This is a genomic window from Streptomyces huasconensis, from assembly GCF_021028635.1.
Lineage (GTDB): Bacteria > Actinomycetota > Actinomycetes > Streptomycetales > Streptomycetaceae > Streptomyces > Streptomyces huasconensis.
Map to the genome: position 1 here is coordinate 5,336,202 of NZ_CP086119.1, position 24,812 is coordinate 5,361,013.

The following is a 24,812-nucleotide window of genomic DNA, read 5'->3' on the forward strand; positions in this document are numbered from 1 at the left end:
GGGGGCGTGCGGTTCGTGGTGGTTCTCGGCGGGGTGGTTGCCGTGGCTGTGGCGTTGTGGATCGCCTTGCGGGAGGGGCCACTGCGCGTCGCCGGCCGCGCGGCGCCCGTCACGCGCGCGTGGGTGTGCTGGCTCCTCGCGTACGCACTGCTCGGCGACGGGCTGCTGGCGAGCGCCCTCGCGGGCGGGCCCGACGAGGCGGGTGAACTCTGGCGGCCCGCCACCGCCGCGCTCCTCGCCCTTGCCTTCGCCGTCGCGCCCGCGGCCTGGTGCGCCCACCTCTTCGCCGTACGGGCCGGGGCACAGCTGCGGACCGGCCGAGGCCTCGGCGAATTCACCGCCTCCGCGCGGCCGTTGCTGCTCGGCGTGGTCACGCTGTTCCTCGCCGCGCTCGGGGCCCTGCTCGCGGCGGCCTACGCGCTGCTCGGCGCTGCTCCCGACGGCACCTCGGCCCTCACCGGAGCCTGGGCGCTCGGCGCGCTGCTGCTGCTCGCCCGGCTCCTCGGCGTCTACGGCTCCACCCGTGCGCCCGCCCTGCTCCTCGCCGCCGCGGGCACCTGCGAAGTGACGGCCCTGTGCCTGGTCTTCGCGGGGCGCCTGCCGGGATGCGAGGCGGCGGCGGTACCCCTGACGGCCGCCGTCGACGCCTTCGGACCGGGCGCCGTGCCCACCGCCGTGTGCGGGGTCGCCGCCCTCGTCCTCCTGATCCACGCGGCCAGGACCCTCGCCCTGGCCTCCGCCCACGCCGGCCCCGGTGACGCGCCATGAGCCGCCCGCCCCAGACCCACCAGACCACTCTCCCGCGGGGCCGACACCGCGGGCCGAATCCCGTGACCCACGGCGACATCTCGAAGGAGAACACCAGATGACCACCCGCAGCCGCCTCCGCCTCCGAGCGGCCACTCCAGGAGGCGCCCGATGAGGGTGCTGCTGATCGGAGCCAACGGATACCTCGGCCGGTTCGTAGCCGACCGGCTGCTCGCCGACCCCGCGGTGCAGCTCACCGCGCTCGGCCGCGGCGACGACTCGGACGTACGGTTCGACCTCGCCAGCGGCAGCCCCGGGGCGCTCACCCGCTTCCTGGACGCCGTCCACCCGGGCGTCGTCATCAACTGCGCCGGTGCCACCCGCGGCGGCGCCCGCGAGCTGACCCGGCACAACACCGTCGCCGTCGCCACCGTCTGCGAGGCCCTGCGCCGCAGCGGCTGCGGGGCCCGCCTCGTGCAGCTGGGCTGCGGCGCCGAGTACGGACCGAGCCAGCCCGGCTCCTCCACCGCGGAGGACGCCGTGCCGCGCCCCGGCGGCCCCTACGGCGTCAGCAAGCTGGCCGCCACCGAGCTGGTCCTCGGCTCCGGGCTCGACGCCGTCGTCCTGCGGGTCTTCTCGCCCGCGGGCCCCGGCACGCCCGCCGGGTCACCGCTCGGCCGCCTCGCGGAGGCCATGCGGCGCGCGATGCAGGCGGGGGACGGCGAGCTGAAACTCGGCGGCCTCGGCGTGCAGCGGGACTTCGTCGACGTACGCGACGTGGCGCGGGCGGTGCACGCCGCCTCGCTCTCCGCCGCCCAGGGCGTCGTCAACATCGGCTCGGGCCGCGCCGTACGGCTGCGGGACGCGGCCGCCGTGCTGGCCCGCGTCGCCGGGTACGGCGGCGCCCTGCACGAACTCGACCAGGTGCCGATGCGGGCGGCCATCGGCCACCCCCGCGCCGAGTCGGAGCACGGCATGCCAACCGCGTACCCCTACCCCGACGGCTGCGGCAGCTGGCAGCAGGCCGATGTGCGCACCGCGCGCGACCGGCTCGGCTGGCGGCCCCGCATCAACCTCGAGGAGTCACTCGCCGACATCTGGATGGAGGCGGCATGCCGCATCTGACCAGGACCACGCGGGGTGCCGCGAGCACCGAGGTGCGCATCGGCTTCGGCGTCCCGGGCTTCGCCCACCCCCTCGTCGCCCCCGTCGAGTGGGCCGAACTCGCCCGCCCCGGCACCCCTTTGAAATGGGTTGTCCTGAATGTCGCGAACGGCCCGGGTGAGCGGCCCGACCCGCACTGCCTGGAGGCGGCGGGCCGCCTGCGGAACGCGGGCGTCCGCGTCCTCGGCCACCTCGACACGATGTACGGCGCCCGGCCCTTCGGGGAGCTGATCTCCGACGCGCACCGCTACCTCGACTGGTACCTGGTCGACGGCTTCCGCCTGGACCGCTGCCCGAGCGGGCGGGCGGCGCTCCCGGAGGTGGACAGGACCGTCACCACCCTGCGCGCGCTCGTCGACGGCGCGCACATCGTGCTCGGCCACGGAACGCACCCGCACCCCGGATACGCCGAGACGGGCGACGAGTTGGTGACCTTCGCGGGCCCGTGGAGCGACTACCGCTGGTCGCAGGTGGCGGAGTGGACCGCCGACCACCCGCCCGAGCGCTTCTGCCACCTCGTGCACGGCGTGCCGCGCGGGCATCTGGACGAGGCGCTGCGCATCGCCCGCTGGCAGGGCGCCTCGACGATCTACTTCACCGACCGCGTGGACGGGGCCGGGGCGGGCGACCCCTGGGAGTCCATGCCCGGCTACTGGGACGACATCGTCTCGCGGGTCGGAACAGGTGTCTCGGAATGAAGAAGGGCGTGGCAGTGTTACGCAGAGAACAACCGTACGTAGGAACCGACCAACGGAGTCCCCGTGTCGCTGCCACCCCTGGTCGAGCCCGCATCTGAGCTCACCGTCGACGAGGTCCGCCGGTACTCCCGCCACCTGATCATCCCGGATGTCGGGATGGACGGGCAGAAGCGGCTGAAGAACGCCAAGGTGCTCTGTGTGGGCGCCGGAGGCCTCGGGTCGCCGGCGCTGATGTACCTCGCCGCGGCCGGTGTCGGCACGCTCGGCATCGTGGAGTTCGACGAGGTCGACGAGTCCAACCTCCAGCGGCAGATCATCCACAGCCAGGCGGACATCGGCCGCTCGAAGGCGGAGTCCGCGAAGGACTCGGTCCTCGGCATCAACCCGTACGTGAACGTGATCCTCCACGAAGAGCGGCTCGAGGCCGACAACGTGATGGACATCTTCAGCCAGTACGACCTGATCGTCGACGGCACGGACAACTTCGCGACGCGCTACCTGGTCAACGACGCCTGCGTGCTCCTCAACAAGCCGTACGTCTGGGGTTCGATCTACCGCTTCGACGGCCAGGCCTCGGTCTTCTGGTCCGAGCACGGCCCCTGCTACCGCTGCCTCTACCCGGAGCCCCCGCCGCCCGGCATGGTCCCCTCCTGCGCCGAGGGCGGCGTGCTCGGCGTGCTGTGCGCGTCGATCGGCTCCATCCAGGTCACCGAGGCGATCAAGGTCCTCACGGGCACGGGCGAGCCGCTGGTCGGCCGCCTGATGATCTACGACGCCCTGGAGATGCAGTACCGCCAGGTCAAGGTCCGCAAGGACCCCGACTGCGCGGTCTGCGGCGAGAACCCCACCGTCACCGAACTCATCGACTACGAAGCCTTCTGCGGCGTCGTGTCCGAAGAGGCCCAGGAGGCGGCGGCCGGTTCGACGATCACTCCCAAGCAGCTCAAGGAGTGGATCGACGACGGCGAGAACATCGAGATCATCGACGTCCGCGAGATCAACGAGTACGAGATCGTCTCGATCCCCGGCGCCAAGCTGATCCCGAAGAACGAGTTCCTCATGGGCACCGCCCTGGAGAGCCTCCCGCAGGACAAGAAGATCGTCTTGCACTGCAAGACGGGTGTCCGCAGTGCGGAAGTCCTCGCGGTCCTGAAGTCGGCGGGCTTCTCCGACGCGGTCCACGTCGGCGGCGGCGTGATCGGCTGGGTCCACCAGATCGAGCCCGAGAAGCCGGTCTACTAGGCGTCAGAGCGGCCTCGGAGCGGCTTCAGGCGGGCCTCGAAGGGGCTTCAGGGCGACCTCTGAGCGGCCGCAGAGCGGCAAAGGGCCCCGCACCAAGTGGTGCGGGGCCCTTCCGTTTCGGTGCCGGCGGTCAGGACTCGCAGACCTTGCCGTCCTTGGGGACCTCGCCCTTCAGCAGGTAGTCGTCGACCGTGTCGTCGACACAGTCGCTGCCGTTGCCGTACGCCCCGTGGCCCTCGCCCTTCCACGTCATGTGGATGCCCACGCCCTTGCCCAGCTCGTCGGCCATCTTGCGGGCGCCCTCGTAGGGGGTGGCCGGGTCGCCGGTGTTGCCGATGACCAGGATCGGGGCGGCGCCCGGCGCGCTGACCTCGGGGGAGTCGTGCTGTCCGGCGACCGGCCAGTCGTAGCACCAGCCTGCCGTGTCCCAGCCGAGGAACCCTCCGAAGACCGGCGAGATCTCCCGGAACCGGTCCAGGCGCTTCTTGGCCTCCTCGGGAGTGGAGCGCGCCTTGGTGTCCAGGCAGGAGATCGCCCGCTGCGCGTGGCTCTGCGTGCTGTAACGCCCGGACGGGTCGCGTTCGTTGTACGCGTCGGCGAGCCGGAGCAGCGCCGTGCCGTCGCCCTTCTCGGCGTCGGCGAGGGCGCTGGTCAGCATGGGCCAGGTCTCCTTGCTGTACAGGGTGACCAGGACGCCTGTGCTCGCCAGGGACTCCGTCAGCTTCCGGTCGCCCGAGGTACGCATCGGTTCGGCGTCCAGGCGCTCGAACAGCTTCGCGACCTTCTTGGTGCCGGCCTTCGGGTCCTGGCCGCGGGAGGTGAAGTAGTTGTCGAGGGCGCGCTGGAAGCCCCGCGCCTGGTTCTCGGCGTGGCCGACGGAGTCCGCACTGGGGTCGACGACCGCGTCCATGGCGAGGCGGCCGACGCGCTTGGGGAACAGGTGGGCGTACGTCCCGCCGAGTTCCGTGCCGTACGAGATGCCCATGTAGTGCAGTTTGTCGTCGCCCAGGACCTGGCGCATCAGGTCCATGTCGCGGGCCGCGTCGGCGGTCGAGATGTGACCGATGAGCTTCTTCGCGCCGCGCGCGCAGCCGGCGCCGAAGTCGGCGGCGTCCTTGAAGTACGCCTTCTCCTCGGCCGGGGTGTCCGGCGTGAGGTCGACCTTCTCCTCGGCGGCCTGGGTGGTCTTGTCGTCGCGGCAGCGCACGCCCTCGCTGGCCCCGACGCCCCGCGGGTCGAAGCTCACCAGGTCGTACCGCTCGCGCAGCGAGCCGTACATGTCGGCGAAGGAGGGCAGGCCGGAGACTCCGGAGCCGCCGGGTCCGCCGAAGTTGAAGACGAGGGAGCCGATGCGGTCGCCCTTGCCGGTGGACTTGGCGCGGATCAGGGCGAGGCCGATGGTCTCGCCGCTCGGCTTCGCATAGTCCAACGGGACCTTGAGCGTGGCGCACTGCCACTCGGAGCCCGGGGCGGAGCCACCCTCGGGGGCCTCGCAGCGGCCCCAGTCCAGCTTCTGGGAGGCGAGGCCCTTCCCGCCGCCCTTGGCGTCCCCCTTGCCGTCGCTCTTGCCGCCGTCGGACGAACCGCCGCAGCCGACGGCGAGCCCGGCCATCAGCACCCCTGCGGCGGCCAGTGCCGCGGATCGTACGTAACGCTGCATGAAGGCGCTTCCCCCCTTGGAAGACAGTCCAGCCATAGTAGGCGCAGCCACTGACAGTGACGTGGAGGGGTTTCGGCGGGGACGTGGAGGGGGTTCCGCCCGGGATATGGGTGGGTTTCGACCGGGACTTGCGTGGGTTCCGGCGAGGTCAGGAGCAGACCGTGCCCGCCTTCGGGACCTTGCCGTCGAGGAGGTAGCCGTCCACCGCCTCGCGCACGCAGGTGTTCTTGCTGTCGTAGGCCCCATGCCCCTCGCCCTTGTACGTCAGCTCGACGCCGACGCCCTTGCCCAGCGCCCGCGCCATCTTGCGCGCGCCCTCGTACGGCGTGGCCGGGTCGCCGGTGTTGCCGATGACGACGATGGGCGGCGCGCCCGGGGCGCTGACGTCCGGGTGGTCGGCCTGGCCCTCGACCGGCCAGTCGGTGCAGCCGACCATGCCCCACGCCAGGTACTCGCCGAAGAGCGGCGAGGCCTCGCGGAAGGCGGGCAGCTTCTTCTCCACGTCCTGCCGGGAGTAACGCGCCTTGTCGTCGGCGCAGTTGATGGAGACGTTGGCGGCCTGGATGTTGCTGTACTCGCCGTCCTCGGTGCGCCCGTTCATCGAGTCGGAGAGGAGCATGAGGATCTTGCCGTCCCCGTCGTAGGCCTCTTCGAGACCTTGGGTGAGGTAGGGCCAGAAGTCCTTGGAGTACAGGGACTGCACGATGCCGTTGGTGGCGGCGGTCTGGGTCAGCTCGCGCGGCGGCAGGCCCGGGATCGGCTTGGTGTCCAGGTCCTTCAGGAGTTTGGCGATCCTGTCCTTGACGTCCTGCTCGGTGTCGCCGACGGGACAGTCCGCCTCCTGTGAGGTGCAGTCCTTCGCGAAGTTGTCGAGCGCGAGCTGGAAGCCCTCGGCCTGGCCGAGCGAGCCCTGTTCGGCGGTCTGGACGGGGTCCACGACGGCGTCGAACACGGCCCGGCCCACCCGCTGGGGGAACAAGTGCGCGTAGACGCCGCCGAGTTCGGTGCCGTACGAGACGCCGAAGTAGTGCAGCTTGTCGTCGCCGAGGACCTGGCGCAGCAGCTCCATGTCGCGGGCCGCGTCGGTGGTGCGGACGTGGGGGAGCGTCCGGCCGGAGTTCTTCTCGCAGGCGCCGTTGAACTCCTTGACGTTGTCGAGCAGCTTCTTCGTCTCGGCGTCGTCGTCGGGCGTGGAGTCCTCCTGGAAGTACGCGTCCAGCTGCTCGGCGTCCTCGCACTCGATCCCCGCGCTGCGGCCGACGCCGCGCGGGTCGAAGCTCACCAGGTCGTAGCGGGTGCGGAGCTTGGCGTAGTCCGGGGCGAAGGCCGGCAGCGTGGTGACGCCGGAACCGCCGGGTCCGCCGAAGTTGAAGACGAGGGACCCGATGCGCTTCCCCTTGTCGCCGCTCGCGGCGGCCCTGATCAACGCGATGCCGATCGTGTCGCCCTGCGGCTTCGCCCAGTCGAGGGGCGCCTTCATGGTGGCGCACTGCCACTCGGCGCCACCGGGCAGCGGGGAGGGGGCCTCGCCGCCGCCCTGGGAGTCGGTGGGCGCGGGGCACTCCTTCCAGCTCAGCTTCTGGGCCGACAGGTCATCGTCCTTGGCGGCCTTGGAGCCCTTGGAGTCGCCGCCGCACGCGGCGAGCGTGGCGGACACGAGCAGGGCGGCGGCGGCCAAGGCGGCGGCGCGTGGCGGGGACTGTGAGGGCATGTGCCCCATCCTGACCGGGGTCCTGACGGAGCGCTCGGGGCGCGGGCCGTGCGGGTGAGCCGCGCGCCGCCGAAGCGGCACGGGCGGGCCCGGCGGAGCGTTAGAGCAGCCCCTTCCTTGTGAGGTGGTTGAAGAACAGCCACCCCGGGAGCACGGGAAGCCACAGCGTCAGCAGCCGGTAGAGCAGCACAGCGGGCGCCGCCACGTCCTTCGGGACGCCGACCGCGATCAGACCGACGGTCAGCGTCGCCTCGACCGCGCCCACGCCACCGGGCGTCGGTGCCGCCGACCCCAGCGCGTTGCCCGCGAGGAAGACCACCGCGACGCTCGCGAGGCTCAGCGAGGTCATCTCCTTATTGCCGAAGGCCCGCACCGAGGCGTCCAGGCAGAGCACGAACATGAGGGTCAGCAGCAGCATGCCGCCGATGCCGGTGAGCAGCTTCTGAGGCCGCTGCAGCACGTCCAGCATGCGCGGCACGACACCCGCGAAAAGTGACCGCACGCGCGTGACGACGAATTTCCGCAGGAACGGGATGGCCGTCACCACGAGGACGAGCACCGCGACCGACAGGAGGCCGGCGATGACCGTGCGGGAGGGCGTGAACGACGGCGTCTTCTCCGTCCCCGTCAGATAGCCGAAGACGAGCAGCAGCAGGATGTGCGAGCCGAGCCCGAAGAGCTGCGAGGCCCCGACGCTCGCCACCGCGAGCCCCGAGCGCACCCCGGACCGCTGCAGGAACCGGGTGTTCAGCGCGACACCGCCGACCGCCGCGGGCGCCACGATCTTCACGAACGACCCGGCGACCTGCGCCGCCACCGTCCGCAGGAACGGCACCCGCTCCGGTACGAAGCCGAGCAGGCTCATCGCCGCCGCGAAGTAGCTCAGCGCGGAGAAGCCCACGGCGGCGGCCACCCAGCCCCACTCCGCCTCCTGGAAGAGCGTGCCGAATTCGACGTGCGTGAGCTGCGACAGCAGGAAGTAGGCGCCGATGGCCCCGGCGATGAAACTGATCAGCGTGCGGGGCCTGATCCGCTCCAGCTGCGCCGGCTCGACCGGTGCCGTCGGGCGGATGAGCAGCACCTGGTGGCGGATCTGGGTGAGCAGATCCTCCTCGCGCGCCTGCTCCAGGGCGTCGTCTATGGCCTGCTTCTCGGCCTGCTGCTCCTGCTTGGCCGCCTGCTTCTCCTGCCGGGCGGCCTGCTTGTCCGTACGGGGCTCCGCGGGCAGCTCGGCGCGTACGGCCTGCCGGGCCCTGCGGGAGGCCTCCAGGACCGCCTCGCGCTCGCGCTGTGAGCGTTCCCGCGCCAGCTTGCGCAGCGTGCCGCGGGTGGACCGGGTGAGGGCGATCGGCTGGAGCAGCGGCAGACAGTCGGCCACCGCGTCGGGTCCGATGATCTCGACGGCGGCGGCGACCGCGCGCTCGGCGCCCACGCGCAGTCCGAGCGTGGTCAGGAGCTGGGCGATGTCCATCCGCAGGACGAGGTCGCCCGCGGCGATCTCACCGCCGCGCAGGTCCGTGAGGATCACGGTGCCGGAACGATCCACCAGGACGGCGTCGCCCGCGAGCCTGCGGTGTGCGATCCGGCGGGACTGGAGCGCCCGTACCTGCCGCCAGGTGTCGCGCAGCAGATCGTCGGTGATGACGTCGTCCGGCAGGGAGTCCAGGGAGCGCCCGCCGGTGTGCTCGTAGACGAGCATCACCGCGTCGGGGCCGAGTTCGGAGGTGGCGATCAGCTTCGGCGCGTTGGCCCCGGCGGCGATCGCCGCGTACGCGAGCAGGGCCTCCTGCTCCAGGGCCTGGCGCAGTGACTGGAGGCTGCGCCGCTGGGTGATGCCGCGCAGCGTCATCCGGCGCCACACGCGGTAGAAGAAGCCCTGCGCCTGCTGTTCGCGGTCGATGACCGTGACGTCCAGGGGCGGGCCGTCCTCCAGGGTGACGAAGTACCGGCGCCCGCGGTCGCCGTGCTCGCTGTCCGGGGACTCCTCGCGGGAGGCGTTCACGGGGCGGAAGCCGACGTGGCGCAGGCCCGCCAGGAGCGTCTGTCCGGTGGGCCGTACGTTCGGCGAGCCGACGGCGTAGAGGGTGCCGTACGCCACGGTCCACCCGATGAGCACCGTCAGGAGGATCGAGAACGGCGTCGTGTAGCCGGTGACCAGCATCGTGAACGCGTCGAGCAGCAGCACCACGAAGAGCACCAGGCGCCAGCGCGGTCTGCGGGACATGCCGACGGCCGTCATGTACGCGATGACGGGCGCGAGGTAGCCGTGCACCGGGTCGGTGAACGCGTGGAGGTCCGCGGGGGACGGCTTCGTCAGCGCGTCCTGGATGGAGTCGGGGGCGGCCTTGGCGACCCACAGGTCGGTGGCGAGTGTCACACCGTGCGCGAGGACGGCCGCGAGGACGCCGTCGGCGATGCGCAGCCCGTCCCGCTTGATCAGACGTTCGATCGCGAAGGCGACGGGGACGAGGAGCACCCCGATGCTGGCGACCAGCCCCGCCACCTTGATCAGCAGGTCGGGCGCCTGCTCCGTGCCCTTGTCGATGTCCTGTTCGAGCCCGGAGGTCGTGCCGTGCGCGAACGCGGCGATCGCGAGGAGCACGACGATGGCGAGGACGCCGACGAGCAGCCGCATCAGGTCCGAAGGGCGGTGCACGCGCGCGGAGAGGAGCGGTTCGTCACGCTCGACCTGGTCGGTGTGGGCTCCGCCGCCCTCGTCGCGGTCGTCACAGCCGTCGCCGCCGAAGGCCCCGCCCTCGTCGCCGTTGCCGCCACGGCCACCGCTGCCGTCGTGGCCGTGGTCGCTGTCGTCCTGGGGGTTCAGGGCAGGCTCACCGGTGTCCAGGTGTGACTCGGACGCAGAGCTGCCCGCCTTCTCATCGGGGTGCACGCCCTGCCGCTCCGTCGTCTCTTCTCGATCTCGTATCACCAGTCACCGCCCGCACGATGGTGGCATGCCCGGCCGCTACAGGGAGGCAGCAGGGGGCAACGCAAGGATGCGAAGTGGTCACGAAACGACACTTCGCGCCCTGCCGGCCGCCCGACGGGACGCTCTGTGGCGGGCCGGTCACGGTGTCGGTGGGGTACGGCAGGATGGTCCGGATGAGCGAGGAGAGCGGAGAGCGACAGGCGCCGATCGGGGCCGCGGGCGACGCGACGACGGAGCCCTCGGAGCACGCGTCGCCGGAGTACCCCGAGTACGCAGAGCGGGTGCTCGACGTCGCGGAGATGATCCCTCCGGGGCGTGTGATGACGTACGGGGACGTCGCCGAGTGGCTGGAGGAGGGCGGCCCGCGCCAGGTGGGCCGGGTGATGGCCCTCTACGGAGGCGCCGTCCCCTGGTGGCGCGTCGTCCGCTCGGACGGGGTCCTGCTGCCCGGCCATGAACTGCGGGCCCTGGAGCGCTACCGCGAGGAGGGCACCCCTTTGCGGCAGGCTTCGCGCGCCGCCCAGGGGCACGTGCCGAAGCTCGACATGCGGCGGGCGCGGTGGGACGGCGGCGCGGGCGGCGACGCCGCGGGGGACGCGCGCCCGCAGGCTCCGGAGGCTCACACCTGACAGCTTCCGGCATCCGGCGGCGCGAGGGGGGACCGGTGGCCCGTACGGGGGAAGCCACGCGTCCACCGCGGCCACTGGCGTAGCGTCGACAGCACACATCCCCCTCACCCCGCGGCTCCCGCGCGGCCACTTCTCCACCAGCACACCCACCAGGACCGGCGACCCACGTGAGTTCCCCCTCTTCTGCCCGGCACGTTCGGCACCCGTCGCACCACCAGGTACGACAGGGGACTCCGGGTGCCTACCGACTGGTGCGTACGCCGCCGGCCCCGTTGGAGCCCCCTCGCTTGGACGCAGGTCAGCGCGCGGTGGTTGACCACAAGGGCGGACCACTCCTCGTCCTGGCGGGCCCCGGTACCGGCAAGACGACCACCCTCGTGGAGACCGTCGCCGAACGCGTCGCCCGCGGGGCGGACCCCGCCCGGCTGCTGGTCCTCACCTTCAGCCGCAAGGCCGCGGTCGAACTGCGCGACCGCATGGCGCTGCGCATAGGGGCGGCCCGCGCCCCGCAGGCCACGACGTTCCACTCCTTCTGCTACGCCCTCGTCAGGGCCCACCAGGACACCGACCTGTTCGTCGAGCCGCTGCGGCTCCTGTCGGGTCCCGAGCAGGACGTGGCGGTACGTGAGCTGCTGGCGGGCCAGATCGACCTCGCGAAGGAAGGCCGCGGGCACGTCCGCTGGCCGGACGAACTGCGCGCCTGCCTCACCACCCGCGGCTTCGCCGACGAGGTGCGCGCGGTGCTCGCCCGCAGCCGCGAGCTGGGCCTCGGCCCGGACGCCCTGGACGCCTTCGCCCGCCGCAGCGGCCGCCCGGACTGGGGAGCGGCGGCGGCCTTCCTCGCCGAGTACCTGGACGTACTCGACCTGCAAGGAGTGCTCGACTACGCGGAACTGGTGCACCGCGCGGTCCTGCTCGCGCGCCGCCCCGAGGTCGCGCGCGCCCTGGGCGCCCAGTACGACGCCGTCTTCGTGGACGAGTACCAGGACACCGACCCGGCGCAGGTCCGGCTGCTGCACACGCTCGCCGGGGGCGGCCGGACACTCGTCGCCTTCGGAGACCCCGACCAGTCGATCTACACCTTCCGGGGCGCCGATGTGAACGGCATCCTGGAGTTCCCGTACGACTTCCCGCGCGCGGACGGCACCCCGGCCCCGGTCGAGGTCCTGACGACGTCCCGCAGGTCCGGCGCGCAGCTGCTCGCCGCCACCCGGCTGCTCACCCGGCGCATGCCGCTGACCCGACTGCCCGCGGAGAAGGTGCGGGCCCACCGGGAGCTGACGCCGGTCCGGGACGGCGGCCGGGTGGAGGTGTACACGTACCCGACGGCCGGCACGGAGCTGGACAACATCGCGGACATCCTGCGCCGCGCGCACCTGGAGGACGGTGTCCCCTGGGGCGACATGGCGGTCCTGGTCCGCGCGGGCGCCCGCACGATCCCCGCGGTCCGCCGCAGCCTCAGCGCGGCGGGCGTCCCCCTGGAGATCGACGGCGACGACATCGCCCTGCGCCATGAGCCGGCGGTGACGCCGCTGCTGACGGCACTGCGGGTGGTGGCCATGGCGGTGATCTCGGAGTCGTCGTCTCCGGAGACCGAGGCTGAGCCTGGGGCCGAGGCCGAGCCCGAAACCAAGCCCGAGCCGGAGACCAAGCCCGGGGCCGAGATCGAGACCGAAGCCGAGACCGAAGCCGAGGCGGCGACCGAGACCGGGGCTGAGCCTGAGACTGAGGCCGGGGCCAAGCCCGGGGCCGAGCCCAGGGCCGGGGCCGAGCCTGAGCCCGAAGCCAAGCCCGAGCCGGAGACCAAGCCCGGGGCCGAAACCGAGACCGGACCCGAGACCGAGCCCGAGACCAGGCCCGGAGCCGAAACCGAGACCGGACCCGAGGCCGCCCCCGAGCCCGCGGCGGCGGTCTCGGAAGCCGATGTCGTGGGGGAAGCCGAGGCGTCCTCGCCCGCCGTCACCCGGACCGTCCCCTCCTGGCTCGACACCGAGACCGCGCTGACCCTGCTGACCTCGCCCCTCGCCGGGATGGACGCCGCCGACCTGCGCCGGCTCGGCCGTGCGCTGCGTGAGGAGGAGCGCGCGGCGGGCAACCATCTGCCGCCGCCCTCCGACGAACTGCTGGCCCGCGCCCTCGCCGAGCCGGAGCGGCTCGTCGCGCACGACCCGACGTACGCCAGGGGCGCCCAGCGGCTCGGCGCGCTGCTCCGCAAGGCCCGTGAGCGCCTCGCGGGCGGCGGCACGGCCGAGGAGGCGCTGTGGGAGCTGTGGGACGGCACACCGTGGCCCGGGCGCCTGGAGCGCGCGGCGCGGCGCGGTGGCGCGGCGGGACGCAACGCCGACCGCGACCTCGACGCGGTGTGCGCCCTGTTCGCCGCCGCCGCCCGCGCGGAGGAGCGTACGGGCGGCCGTGGCGCCCTCAACTTCCTTGAGGAGACCGAGGCGCAGGACATCGCCGCCGACACGCTCACGCGCCGCGCGGCACGCCCCGACGCCGTGCGCCTGATGACGGCGCACCGCTCCAAGGGCCTTGAGTGGCGCCTCGTCGTGATCGCGGGCGTCCAGGAAGGGCTCTGGCCCGACCTGCGCCGCCGCGGCTCCCTGCTGGAGGCCGACCGCATCGGCCGCGACGGCCTCGCCGAACCGCTCACTCAGGGAGCGCTCCTCTCCGAAGAACGCCGGTTGTTCTACGTGGCGGCCACGCGCGCGCGTGAACGCCTCGTCGTGACCGCGGTGAAGGCGCCCGCGGACGACGGCGACCAGCCCTCCCGCTTCCTCACCGAACTCGGCGTCGAACCCAAGGACGTGACGGGCCGCCCCCGCCGCCCCCTGTCGGTCGCGGCGCTCGTCGCCGAGCTGCGCGCCACCACCGTCGACCCGCGCGTCTCGGAGACCCTGCGTGAGGCGGCGGCCCAGCGGCTGGCCCGCCTCGCCGCGCTCAGCGACGGAGACGGCCGTCCGCTCGTGCCGTCCGCGCATCCGTACCGCTGGTGGGGCATGTACGAGCCGACGGTGAGCGAGGTGCCCCTGAGGGACCGTGACAAGCCCGTGGTGCTCTCCGGAAGCGCCCTGGACCAGCTCGCCAACACCTGTTCCCTGCAGTGGTTCCTGGGCAGGGAGGTGAAGGCGGACGCCCCCGCGACCGCCGCCCAGGGCTTCGGCAACGTGGTGCACGTCCTGGCCGACGAGGTCGCCTCCGGACGCACACCCGCCGACCTGGACGTCCTCATGGCACGCCTGGACTCGGTGTGGGACGCCCTCGCCTTCGACGCCCCGTGGAAGTCGGCCCAGGAGAAGGAGCACGCGCGCGTGGCGCTCGAACGCTTCCTCCAGTGGCACGTCGACTCCAACGGCGCCCGCGGCACCCGCACCCCCGTCGCGAGCGAACACGGCTTCGACGTGACGCTCGAAGCGGGCCCCTACGAAGTGCGCGTACGAGGCTCGATGGACCGCGTCGAACAAGACGCGGAAGGCCGTGCCTACGTAGTGGACTTCAAGACCGGCAAGCAGGCCCCGAGCGCCGCGGAGGTCGCCCGCCATCCGCAGCTGGCCGTCTACCAGTTGGCGGTCCGTGAGGGCGCCGCGGACGAGGCCTTCGGAGGGGTGCGTCCCGAGCCGGGCGGCGCCGAGCTGGTGCAGCTGCGCCAGGGCGCCGCGAAGAAGAACGGCGGTGACACGCTGCCCAAGGTGCAGGCCCAGGAACCTCTGTCCGGGGACTGGATCGGCGACCTCCTCGCGACGGCCGCGGGCAAGGTGCTCGACGAACGCTTCACCCCGACCACCGGACAGCACTGCACGCACTGCGCGTTCCGCGCCTCGTGCAGCGCGCGGCCGGAGGGGCGGCAGGTGGTGGAGTGACCTGGTGCCGGAGCACCCTCTCCAGCGATCTAAAGTCTCAGTAAAGACGTGCTGTGCGCCCCGGCCGGGGTGCACCATTTTTGAGGAGATACACACATATGGCAGCCAATCGGAAGCTCCTTGCGGTGGCCGTCGCCTGCTCCGCCGCCGTCATCGGCCTGGCGGGCTGCGGCAGCGACGAGGAGAAGGACCCCTTCGAGGGCATGAGCGCGGACAAGATCGCCGACAAGGCGGCCGACGCGTCCAAGGACGCCGGCTCCTTCAAGGTCTCGGGCGAGGGCAAGCAGGACGGCAAGCCGCTCAAGGTGGACTTCGCCATCGCCAAGTCCGGCGAGTGCAAGGGCAAGGCGGACGGTGGCGCGCAGGGCGGCACCGCCGAGTTCCTCGTGACGGGCGACACCCAGTACATGAAGGGCGACGAGGCTTTCTGGAAGGACGCCATGGGCGGCGCCCAGGGCTCCCGCCTGAAGGACAAGTGGGTCAAGACGCCGAACGAGAAGAAGGGCTTCTGCAACGCGGACGACATGTTCAAGTCGAGCGAGCTGAAGGGCCTCAAGCGTGAGAAGGACGCCGAGGTCGACGGCGAGAAGGCGGCCGTCCTGACGAAGAACAAGTCGGGCAAGAAGTCCACCTTCTACGTCGCCACCGAAGGCAAGCCCTACTTCCTGAAGGTCGTCACCTCGGGCAAGGAAGACCCGGGCACGATGTACTTCAGCGACTACGGCAAGCCCGTCGTGGTCAAGGCCCCGCCGGCCAACGAGGTCATGGACCTCAAGGAACTCATGGCCTCCTGACGCCACGCGTGAGGCGGTGGTCACGGACGCCCGGATTCGTCCCGGTTGTCAGTGGCCACCGCTAGCCTCTCTGACGTGCCCCCTCGCATCACCGACCCCGAGCAGCTCAAGGAGCTCCTCGGGATTCCGTTCACCCCGGAGCAGACGGCCTGCATCACCGCGCCGCCTGCTCCTCAGGTGATCGTTGCCGGAGCCGGCTCCGGCAAGACGACGGTGATGGCGGCACGCGTGGTCTGGCTGGTCGGTACCGGTCAGGTCGCCCCCGAGCAGGTCCTCGGCCTGACGTTCACCAACAAGGCGGCGGGCGAGCTGGCCGAGCGCGTGCGCCAGGCCCTGATCAAGGCCGGCGTGACCGACCCCGAGGCCGTCGACCCGGACAACCCCCCGGGCGAGCCGGTCATCTCCACGTACCACGCCTTCGCGGGCCGCCTCCTGACCGACCACGGCCTGCGCATCGGCCTGGAGCCGACCTCCCGCCTCCTCGCCGACGCCACCCGCTTCCAGCTCGCCGCGCGCGTGCTGCGCGAGGCCCCCGGGCCCTACCCCGCGCTGACCCGGTCCTTCCCCGACCTCGTGAGCGACCTCCTCGCCCTCGACAGCGAGCTGGCCGAACACCTCGTACGCCCCGACAGGCTCCGCGCGTATGACACCGAGCTGCTGCGCGTCCTGGACGGCGCGAAGCTCACCAACGCCGACCTGCGCAAGGTTCCGGAGACGGCGGCGGCCCGGCTGGAGCTGGCCGAACTCGTCGAGCGGTACCGCGCGGCCAAGCGCTCCCGGGACCTCCTCGACTTCGGCGACCAGATCGCCCTGTCCGCGACGCTCGCCCGCACGCGCGCGGAGGTCGGCGAGATCCTCCGGGACGAGTTCCGCGTCGTACTCCTCGACGAGTACCAGGACACGTCGGTCGCCCAGCGCATCCTTCTGTCCGGCCTGTTCGGCGGCGGCACGGGCCACCCGGTGACCGCGGTCGGCGACCCCTGCCAGGCGATCTACGGCTGGCGTGGCGCCTCCGTCGCCAACCTCGACGACTTCCCCGAGCACTTCGCATACGCCGACGGCCGCCCCGCCACGCGCCACGCGCTCAGCGAGAACCGCCGCAGCGGCGGCCGCCTCCTGGACCTCGCCAACGGCCTCGCGGAGCCCCTGCGCGCGATGCACGCGGGCGTGGAGGCCCTGCGCCCCGCACCCGGCGCCGAGCGCGACGGCGTGGTCCGCTGCGCCCTGCTGCGCACGCACGCCGAGGAGATCGACTGGCTGGGCGACTCGATCGCCCACCTCGTGCGCACCGGCAAGGCGCCCGGCGAGATCGCCGTCCTGTGCCGCACGGCCACCGACTTCGCCGAGATCCAGGGCGCGCTCGTCGCCCGCGACATCCCGGTGGAGGTCGTCGGCCTCTCCGGGCTCCTGCACCTCCCGGAGGTCGCCGACCTCGTCGCCGTCTGCGAGGTCCTCCAGGACCCCGGGGCGAACGCCTCGCTGGTGCGGCTGCTCACCGGCCCGCGCTGGCGCATCGGCGCCCGCGACCTCGCCCTCCTGGGCCGCCGCGCCCGCCTGCTCGTCCGCCCCGGACACACCGCCCCCGACGACCCCGACCGGCGCCTCGCGGAAGCCGTCGAAGGGGTCGACCCGGCCGAGGTGATATCGCTCGCGGACGCCCTCGACACCTTCCTGGAGTCGCCCCTCGACCCGGCCGACGCCTCCAGGGACGACGGCCTGCCCTTCTCGGCGGACGCCAGGGTGCGCTTCGCCCGGCTCGCCGCCGAACTGCGCGACCTGCGCCGTTCGCTGTCCGACCCGCTCATGGACGTACTGCACCGGGTGCTCGCCGTGACCGGCCTGGAAGTGGAGCTCTCCGCGTCGCCGGGCGCCCTGGCGGCCCGCCGCCGCGAGACCCTCTCGAACTTCCTGGACGTCGCCGCCTCCTTCGCCGCGAACGACAACAGCGCCACGCTCCTCGCCTTCCTCGGCTTCCTGCGCACCGCCGCGCAGTACGAGAAGGGCCTCGACAACGCCCTGCCCGGAGGCGAGAACACCGTCAAGGTGCTCACCGCCCACAAGTCCAAGGGCCTCGAATGGGACGTCGTCGCCGTCCCGGGGCTTGTCAACGGCACCTTCCCGAGCGCGCAGGGCCGCGAGAAGTGGACCGCGCAGGCCAAGGTCGTCCCGCACGGACTGCGCGGCGACGCGGCCACCCTGCCCGACATCGAGGCGTGGGACGCCAAGGGCATGAAGGCCTTCCACGAAGCCATGAAGGACCACCAGCGCACCGAGGAACTCCGCCTCGGCTACGTGACCTTCACCCGCCCCCGCTCCCTCCTCCTGGGCTCCGGCCACTGGTGGGGCCCCTCCCAGAAGAAGCCGCGCGGCCCCTCGGACTTCCTGTGGGCCCTGCACGACCACTGCGCGGCGGGCCACGGCGAGATCGAGGCATGGGCGGACGAACCGGCCGAGGACGAGGAAAACCCCGCCCTGTGCGAGGCGAGCGCCGAGCACGCGTGGCCGCTCCCGCTGGACGAGGCGTCCCTCGCCCGCCGCCGCGCCGCGGCCCGCACCGTCCTCGACCACCTGGAGCGCCTCACGGGCGACCCGGAGGCCGCCGCCCACTCCCACGAGTCGGCGCACCCGTCGGCGTACGACGACGTCCCGCCGGCCGACGACCCGGAGTGGCCGCCCCCTCCGGAGGACGAAGAAGCGCCCTACGGAGACGGCGGATTTCCGGACGCCGACCTCCCCGGCGCTGCTCTCCCCGACGCCGACTTCGCCGACCCGGCCGACGCCGACCTGGACCCGGCCGCGTGGGACTCCCTGCCGACGGAGCGCCCGATGGTCCCGCACCCCGCCGAGGCCCCGGAGACCATAGGGACCCCGGAGCCAGAAGACACCGCCCACGCGCGCGTGCCGCTCCCCGCCCAGCCCTCGGGAGCCCGCCCGCACCCGGACGGCGACCGGGTCACGCGCGCCCGCCTCACCCCCGAGGAGGCCCGCACCCTCGCCTCCTGGGACCGCGACCTCGACGCCCTCACCGGCGAGCTCCTGCGCGCCCGCGAGGCGGTCAGGGACGTCCCCGTACCGCCCTCGCTCACCGCGTCCGAACTGATGCGCCTGGCCGCCGACCCCGACGGCTTCGCCAAGGACCTCGCCCGGCCCATGCCCCGCCCGCCGCAGCCCGCGGCCCGCCGCGGCACCCGCTTCCACGCCTGGGTCGAGTCCCGCTTCGAAGAACTCCCGCTGCCGATGCTCGGTCCGGAGGAGCTGCCGGGCGGCGCCCTGGGCGAGGCGGAGATCGCCGACGAGCGTGACCTGGAAGCACTCAAGGAAGCCTTCGAGCGCACCGAGTACGCCCGCCGCACGCCGCACCGCGTCGAGGTGCCCTTCCAGTTCGTCATCGCCCACCGTGTGATCCGGGGCCGCATCGACGCCGTCTACAAGGAAGGCGACGGCGACGACACCACGTACGAGATCGTCGACTGGAAGACCAGCCGCAACCGCACCGCCGACCCTCTCCAGCTCGCCGTCTACCGCCTCGCCTGGGCCGAGCAGCAGGGCGTACCGCCCGAGTCGGTGAAGGCCGCCTTCCTGTACGTGCGCAGCGGGGAGGTCGCCCGCCCCAGGGACCTCCCGGGCCGCGCCGATCTCGAACGTCTCCTGCTCGACGAACCGGCCGGTGCCCCGGGCGGCGAACCGTCGGACGAGCCCACCCCGGATGGCGGATAGGCTCGTGACCATGAGCGAGACACCGGACAGCGCCGTCCGTACGTACATCCAGAACCACCGTGCCGCCTTCCTCGACGACCTCGCCGAGTGGCTGCGCATCCCGTCCGTGTCGGCCCAGCCCGACCACGCCGGGGACGTGCGCCGCAGCGCCGAGTGGCTCGCCGCCCACCTCAAGGAGACCGGCTTCCCGACGGCGGAGGTCTGGGAGACCGCGGGGGCGCCCGCGGTCTTCGCCGAGTGGCCCTCGGACGACCCTCAGGCGCCCACCGTCCTCGTCTACGGCCACCACGACGTCCAGCCCGCGGCCCGCGAGGACGGCTGGCACACCGACCCCTTCGAGCCCGTCGTGCAGGGAAACCGCCTCCACGCGCGCGGGGCGGCCGACGACAAGGGCCAGGTCTTCTTCCACACCCTCGGCGTCCGCGCCCACCTCGCCGCCACCGGCCGTACCGCCCCGGCCGTGCACCTGAAGCTGCTCGTCGAGGGCGAGGAGGAGTCCGGCTCCCCGCACTTCCGGCAGCTCATCGAGGCCCACAAGGACCGCATCGCCGCCGACGCGGTGATCGTCTCCGACACCGGCATGTGGTCGGAGGACACCCCGACCGTCTGCACCGGCATGCGCGGCCTCGCCGAGTGCGAGATCGAGCTGCACGGCCCCGACCAGGACATCCACTCCGGTTCCTTCGGCGGCGCCGTGCCCAACCCCGCCACCGAGGTCGCCCGCCTGGTCGCCGCCCTGCACGACGAGCACGCGCGCGTGGCGATCCCCGGCTTCTACGAAGGCATCGTCGAACTCACCGACGCGGAGCGCGCGCTCTTCGCCGAGCTGCCCTTCGACGAAGAGCGCTGGCTGCGCACGGCCAAGTCGCACGGCGCCCACGGTGAGGCCGGGTACACCACTCTGGAGCGCATCTGGGCCCGCCCCACGGCCGAGGTCAACGGCATCGGCGGCGGCTACCAAGGAGCGGGCAGCAAGACGATCATTCCGTCGTCCGCCCTCGTGAAGCTCTCCTTCCGGCTGGTCGCGGGCCAGGACCCGGACCGTCTGGAGGAGGCCGTGCGCGCCTGGGTGGCGGACACCGTCCCCGCCGGAATCCGGCACACCGTCACCTTCAGCCCCGGCACCCGCCCGTGCCTGACCCCGCTGGACCACCCGGCCCTGAAGTCCGTGGCCCGCGCGATGGGCCGCGCCTTCGAGCAGCCGATCCTCTTCACGCGTGAGGGCGGCTCCGGGCCGGCCGCCGACCTCCAGGACGTCCTCGCCGCACCCGTGCTCTTCCTCGGGATCTCCGTCCCGTCCGACGGCTGGCACGCGCCGAACGAGAAGGTCGAGATCGACCTGCTCCTCAAGGGCGTCGAGACGACCGCCTACCTGTGGGGTGACCTCGCACAGACCTGGCGGGACGCCCATGCCCACTGACCGCCCCGGCGAAGCCGAGCCCGTCCCGCCGCACCACCCATTCCATCGGGGGAGTTGGAAGCACCTGTGACCACCTGGACCGACCGCACCGCAGACCGCCCCGTCTCGCTGACCGCGCCGAGCGGCATCGACCGCGCGGCGCATCACCGCATGGACGAGGCGTGGCTCGCCGCCGCCTGGAGCCACCCGACGACCCGGGTCTTCGTGGTGTCCGGCGGTCAGGTGCTCATCGACGAGACCCCCGAGGGCCACACCGAGCTGCTGATGACCCCGGCCTTCGAGGCGCCGCTCACCGAGGAGCACCGCTACTTCCTCGGTACGGACGACGACGGCGTCAGCTATTTCGCGCTCCAGAAGGACACCCTGCCGGGCCGTATGGACCAGTCGGCGCGTCCCGCGGGGCTGCGCGAGGCGGGCATGCTGCTCTCACCCCGGGACGCGGGCCTGATGGTGCACGCCGTCGCCCTGGAGAACTGGCAGCGTCTGCACCGCTTCTGCTCGCGCTGCGGCGAGCGCACCGTCATCGCCGCGGCGGGTCACATCCGCCGCTGCCAGGCGTGCGGCGCCGAGCACTACCCGCGTACGGACCCCGCCGTGATCATGGCGGTCCGCGACAGCGAGGACCGCATCCTCCTCGGCCGCCAGATGCACTGGCCCGAGGGGCGCTTCTCCACCCTCGCCGGCTTCGTCGAGCCGGGGGAGTCCATCGAGCAGTCGGTGCGCCGCGAGGTCTTCGAGGAGGCGGGCGTCACGGTCGGCGACGTGGAGTACGTCGCGAGCCAGCCCTGGCCGTTCCCCTCCAGCCTGATGCTGGGCTTCATGGCCGACGCGACCTCTTCGGAGATCAACGTCGACGGTGAGGAGATTCACGAGGCCCGCTGGTTCTCCCGGGAAGACCTGCGGGCCGCATTCGAGTCCGGGGAGGTCGTGCCTCCCTACGGCATCTCGATTGCGGCCCGACTGATCGAACTCTGGTACGGCAAGCCCCTGCCGAAGCCGGGGACCGTGGGGTGACGCCGAGCGTCCGACTCAGACGTCCAGCTTCTGCTTGACCTGTGCCAGCGACGGGTTCGTGAGCGTCGAGCCGTCCGGGAAGAGAACGGTGGGGACCGTCTGGTTTCCGCCGTTCGCCTTCTCGACGAAGGCCGCCGATTCCGGGTCCTGCTCGATGTTGATCTCGGTGTACGCGATGCCCTCGCGGTCCATCTGGCCCTTCAGGCGGCGGCAGTAGCCGCACCACGTGGTGCTGTACATCGTCACAGTGCCCGGCATGTCTCGTGTGCTCCTTCGTCGCTCGGGGTGCGTCATCGCGATGACGCGGGGGTCCGTCATCATCGCAATGAAGCGAACGTACGAGACACGGCCGCCATTCCCGTATTAGTACGACCGCAGCGACGCCCCTGTGGACAACCGACTCACCCGCCCCTGGCGACCTGGCAGCATGGCGGGGTGACATCAGCAACGCACTCCCCCCTCTTCCCGCAGGTCCCGGACTCTGCCGACGCGGTGCTCGCCGGGCTCGACCCCGAGCAGCGCGAGGTGGCCACCGCCCTGCACGGGCCGGTGTGCGTCCTCGCGGGCGCCGGCACGGGCAAGACACGGGCGATCACCCACCGGATCGCCTATGGGGTGCGCGCCGGAATCCTCCAGCCCGCCAGCGTCCTCGCCGTCACCTTCACCAACCGCGCCGCGGGAGAGATGCGCGGCCGCCTGCGCCAGCTCGGCGCCTCCGGCGTCCAGGCCCGCACCTTCCACTCCGCGGCCCTGCGGCAGCTCCAGTTCTTCTGGCCGAAAGCAGTCGGTGGCTCCCTGCCCAGGATCGTCGACCGCAAGATCAAGCTCGTCGCGGACGCGGCCGCCGCCTGCCGCATCCGCCTGGACCGCAACGAGCTGCGCGACCTGACCAGCGAGATCGAGTGGTCCAAGGTCACCCAGACGGTCCCCTCGGACTACGCAGCGGCGGCCGCCAAGTCCGGCCGAGACGTCCCCCGCGACCCCGCCGAGATCGCCCAGCTCTACGCGGCGTACGAGGACCTCAAGCGCGACCGCGCCGTCATCGACTTCGAGGACGTCCTGCTCCTGGCCGTCGGCATCCTCCAGGACCGCCACGACATCGCCGAACAGGTCCGCGCCCAATACCAGCACTTCGTGGTCGACGAGTACCAGGACGTGAGCCCCCTCCAGCAGCGGCTCCTGGAGCTGTGGCTCGGGGACCGCGACAGCCTTTGCGTCGTCGGCGACGCCAGCCAGACGATCTACTCCTTCACCGGAGCGACCCCGGACCACCTGCTGAACTTCCGCACCCGCCACCCGGGGGCGACGGTCGTCAAGCTGGTCCGCGACTACCGCTCAACGCCCCAGGTCGTCCACCTGGCCAACGGTCTCCTCTCCCAGGCCCGGGGCCGCGCCGCCGACCACCGGCTGGAGCTGATCTCCCAGCGCGAGTCCGGCGCCGAGCCGGTCTACACCGAGTACGCGGACGAACCGGCGGAAGCCGAAGGCGCCGCCCGCCGCATCCGCGCCCTGCTCGCCGACGGCGTCCCCGCCAGCGAGATCGCCGTCCTCTTCCGCACGAACTCCCAGTCGGAGATCTACGAACAGGCGCTGGCCGACGCGGGCGTGCCCTACCAGCTGCGCGGCGCCGAGCGGTTCTTCGAGCGCACCGAGGTCCGGGAAGCGGGCGCGGCCCTGCGCGGCGCCGCCCGCTTCGGGGGCAACGACGCGCTTCTGGACGACGTGGTCGACCTGCCCTCCCAGGTGCGGGCCGTGCTCTCCACGAAGGGCTGGACGACCCAGCCCCCGGCCGGCTCCGGCGCCGTCCGCGACCGCTGGGAGTCCCTGGCCGCGCTGGTGCGCCTCGCCGAGGACTTCGTGCGGGCCAAGCCGGACGCGACGCTCGCCGACCTCGTGGCCGAACTCGACGAGCGGGCCAACGCCCAGCACGCCCCCACCGTCGAAGGCGTCACCCTGGCCTCGCTGCACGCGGCCAAGGGCCTGGAGTGGGACGCCGTGTTCCTGGTCGGCCTCGCCGAGGGCATGATGCCGATCACCTACGCCAAGACGGACGAGCAGATCGAGGAGGAGCGCCGTCTCCTCTATGTGGGAGTGACCCGCGCCCGCGTCCACCTCTCGCTCTCCTGGGCCCTGTCCCGCTCGCCGGGCGGGCGTCCGAACCGCCGCCCCAGCCGCTTCCTGGACGGGCTGCGCCCGGGCTCCGGAGCGGGTGCGGCGGGCCGGGCCGCGGGCGGCGGCCCCGGCGGCGTCGAGCGCGGCAGCGCCGGTGAGGCCGCGGCCCCGGTGGTCGGCCGCCGTCAGCGCACGACCCGCACCCCCGCCCGCTGCCGGGTCTGCGGCCGGACGCTCACCGACGCCGGCGAGATGAAGCTCATGCGGTGCGAGGACTGCCCGTCCGACATGGACGAAGGACTCTACGAGCGGTTGCGGGAGTGGCGGTCGGCCCAGGCGAGGCAGCTGGGACAGCCCGCGTACTGCGTTTTCACGGACAAGACCCTGATCGCCATCGCGGAGGCCGTGCCCGAGGACGAGGGCGAGCTGGCGCGTATCCCCGGCGTCGGGGTTCGCAAGTTCCGCCGCTTCGGCGCCGAGGTGCTCGCCATCTGCGCAGGCCAGGAGGGTGTAAGGGGCGCCGACGGAGAATGATTCAAACTCGTCGAAAAAATAGTTTGCGCATGCGCAAGGAAGACCCATAGGTTCTTAAGCACGGAACAGCGGCTTCTCCGAAGCCCCTGGGCCGTGTTGTACTTGTCAGTCCGCAGGATCGGTTCCGGTCGATCCCATAGACGCCGAGAGGAGGCGAATTCCAGTGATCAGCATCAACGAGAGCTTCATCAGCACCGCCAAAATGACCGATCGCTCGGTCGTCGCTTCCTGCCTGCTCGGCCTCTCGAACCAGGGCACCGGTCTGTCCGGCGGCATGCCCGCCGTCCGTCCGCTGTCCCTCTCGCTGCCTCTCACCGGTCTCTCCATTCGTGAGGCCAATGAGGGCAATGAGCGACCGACCGAGGCACCGGAAGCAGCAGTAGCGGAGGCGCAGGCCCAGGCCTATGCCTTTGCGGCGGCCGGTGCCGGTTTCCGGAAGCAGACGACGCAGCACCACACGATGTGGGCCTTCCGTGGGCTCGAACCCTGGAGTGATCCAGTCTGATCCTCGATCAGACCGGCGCCTTCAGGGCCGCGGAACCCCACCCGGGAACCGCGGCCCTTCTGTTTTCCCCAAAACA

General features: G+C 72.3%; 16 protein-coding genes. 12 read left to right on the forward strand and 4 right to left on the reverse strand.

Annotated features, from left to right (window positions below; all coding sequences use genetic code 11):
- Positions 1-42: 42 nt before the first annotated feature.
- The 4 genes from J2N69_RS24495 (at position 43) to moeZ (ending at position 3,851) form a co-directional block, all read left to right on the forward strand.
- The gene (locus J2N69_RS24495) at positions 43-768 is read left to right on the forward strand and encodes a hypothetical protein (RefSeq protein ID WP_230902649.1); all 726 of its coding nucleotides are present in this window, start codon (positions 43-45) and stop codon (positions 766-768) included.
- 150 nt (positions 769-918) lie between these two features.
- Positions 919-1,872, forward strand: coding sequence for an NAD-dependent epimerase/dehydratase family protein (locus J2N69_RS24500; protein WP_127912674.1), 954 nt, complete (start codon positions 919-921; stop codon positions 1,870-1,872).
- On the forward strand, positions 1,860-2,609 hold the full coding sequence (locus tag J2N69_RS24505; protein WP_230902650.1) for a spherulation-specific family 4 protein: 750 nt from the start codon (positions 1,860-1,862) through the stop codon (positions 2,607-2,609). Before J2N69_RS24500 ends, J2N69_RS24505 begins: the two co-directional genes overlap by 13 nt.
- 63 nt (positions 2,610-2,672) lie before the next feature.
- On the forward strand, positions 2,673-3,851 hold the full coding sequence (gene moeZ / locus J2N69_RS24510; RefSeq protein ID WP_127912672.1) for an adenylyltransferase/sulfurtransferase MoeZ: 1,179 nt from the start codon (positions 2,673-2,675) through the stop codon (positions 3,849-3,851).
- 130 nt (positions 3,852-3,981) lie between these two features.
- Here moeZ and J2N69_RS24515 read toward each other — a convergent pair whose 3' ends face one another.
- The 3 genes from J2N69_RS24515 to J2N69_RS24525 all read right to left on the reverse strand — a co-directional run bounded on the left by J2N69_RS24515 (position 3,982) and on the right by J2N69_RS24525 (position 10,151).
- Entirely contained in the window at positions 3,982-5,511 is a 1,530-nt protein-coding gene (locus J2N69_RS24515) for an alpha/beta hydrolase (RefSeq protein ID WP_230902651.1), read from the reverse strand.
- Between the two features lie 148 nt (positions 5,512-5,659).
- The gene (locus tag J2N69_RS24520; protein ID WP_230902652.1) at positions 5,660-7,222 is read right to left on the reverse strand and encodes an alpha/beta hydrolase; all 1,563 of its coding nucleotides are present in this window, start codon (positions 7,220-7,222) and stop codon (positions 5,660-5,662) included.
- 100 nt (positions 7,223-7,322) lie between these two features.
- The gene (locus tag J2N69_RS24525; RefSeq protein WP_230902653.1) at positions 7,323-10,151 is read right to left on the reverse strand and encodes a lysylphosphatidylglycerol synthase domain-containing protein; all 2,829 of its coding nucleotides are present in this window, start codon (positions 10,149-10,151) and stop codon (positions 7,323-7,325) included.
- A 164-nt stretch (positions 10,152-10,315) separates the two neighbouring features.
- On the opposite strand from J2N69_RS24525, the gene J2N69_RS24530 reads away from it, so the two are divergent.
- The 6 genes from J2N69_RS24530 to nudC all read left to right on the forward strand — a co-directional run bounded on the left by J2N69_RS24530 (position 10,316) and on the right by nudC (position 21,585).
- Complete coding sequence (locus J2N69_RS24530; RefSeq protein ID WP_230904855.1) at positions 10,316-10,780, forward strand: MGMT family protein; 465 nt, start codon at positions 10,316-10,318, stop codon at positions 10,778-10,780.
- 167 nt (positions 10,781-10,947) lie between these two features.
- The gene (locus J2N69_RS24535; RefSeq protein WP_230902654.1) at positions 10,948-14,640 is read left to right on the forward strand and encodes a UvrD-helicase domain-containing protein; all 3,693 of its coding nucleotides are present in this window, start codon (positions 10,948-10,950) and stop codon (positions 14,638-14,640) included.
- Between the two features lie 98 nt (positions 14,641-14,738).
- Positions 14,739-15,434 (forward strand): LolA-like protein, encoded by a 696-nt coding sequence (locus J2N69_RS24540; RefSeq protein ID WP_230902655.1) that lies wholly within the window; start codon positions 14,739-14,741, stop codon positions 15,432-15,434.
- A gap of 75 nt (positions 15,435-15,509) precedes the next feature.
- The gene (locus tag J2N69_RS24545) at positions 15,510-19,151 is read left to right on the forward strand and encodes an ATP-dependent helicase (RefSeq protein ID WP_230902656.1); all 3,642 of its coding nucleotides are present in this window, start codon (positions 15,510-15,512) and stop codon (positions 19,149-19,151) included.
- Positions 19,152-19,161: 10 nt separating this feature from the next.
- A complete protein-coding gene (locus tag J2N69_RS24550; RefSeq protein WP_230902657.1) occupies positions 19,162-20,571 on the forward strand; it encodes a dipeptidase in 1,410 nt (469 codons plus the stop codon).
- Positions 20,572-20,637: 66 nt separating this feature from the next.
- Positions 20,638-21,585 (forward strand): NAD(+) diphosphatase, encoded by a 948-nt coding sequence (gene nudC, locus J2N69_RS24555; protein ID WP_175613708.1) that lies wholly within the window; start codon positions 20,638-20,640, stop codon positions 21,583-21,585.
- Positions 21,586-21,600: 15 nt separating this feature from the next.
- On the opposite strand, the gene J2N69_RS24560 is transcribed toward nudC, so the two are convergent.
- Positions 21,601-21,843 carry a mycoredoxin gene (locus J2N69_RS24560; RefSeq protein ID WP_230902658.1) on the reverse strand — a complete coding sequence of 81 codons (243 nt, stop codon included), beginning with the start codon at positions 21,841-21,843 and terminating at the stop codon, positions 21,601-21,603.
- Between the two features lie 96 nt (positions 21,844-21,939).
- Between J2N69_RS24560 and J2N69_RS24565 the strand changes: the two genes are divergently transcribed.
- Positions 21,940-24,231 (forward strand): ATP-dependent DNA helicase UvrD2, encoded by a 2,292-nt coding sequence (locus J2N69_RS24565; protein WP_408056910.1) that lies wholly within the window; start codon positions 21,940-21,942, stop codon positions 24,229-24,231.
- A gap of 163 nt (positions 24,232-24,394) precedes the next feature.
- Positions 24,395-24,736, forward strand: a complete 342-nt coding sequence (locus J2N69_RS24570) for a hypothetical protein (protein WP_127913290.1) — start codon at positions 24,395-24,397, stop codon at positions 24,734-24,736.
- Positions 24,737-24,812: the final 76 nt, after the last annotated feature.

Excerpts from the sequence above, each read along its gene's own strand:
- J2N69_RS24500 (WP_127912674.1), top strand. The coding sequence starts at position 919 with ATGAGGGTGCTGCTGATCGGAGCCAACGGATACCTCGGCCGGTTCGTA.
- J2N69_RS24505 (WP_230902650.1), top strand. The coding sequence starts at position 1,860 with ATGCCGCATCTGACCAGGACCACGCGGGGTGCCGCGAGCACCGAGGTG.
- J2N69_RS24515 (WP_230902651.1), bottom strand. The coding sequence starts at position 5,511 with ATGCAGCGTTACGTACGATCCGCGGCACTGGCCGCCGCAGGGGTGCTG.
- J2N69_RS24520 (WP_230902652.1), bottom strand. The coding sequence starts at position 7,222 with ATGCCCTCACAGTCCCCGCCACGCGCCGCCGCCTTGGCCGCCGCCGCC.
- J2N69_RS24530 (WP_230904855.1), top strand. The coding sequence starts at position 10,316 with ATGGTCCGGATGAGCGAGGAGAGCGGAGAGCGACAGGCGCCGATCGGG.
- J2N69_RS24540 (WP_230902655.1), top strand. The coding sequence starts at position 14,739 with ATGGCAGCCAATCGGAAGCTCCTTGCGGTGGCCGTCGCCTGCTCCGCC.
- J2N69_RS24550 (WP_230902657.1), top strand. The coding sequence starts at position 19,162 with ATGAGCGAGACACCGGACAGCGCCGTCCGTACGTACATCCAGAACCAC.
- J2N69_RS24560 (WP_230902658.1), bottom strand. The coding sequence starts at position 21,843 with ATGCCGGGCACTGTGACGATGTACAGCACCACGTGGTGCGGCTACTGC.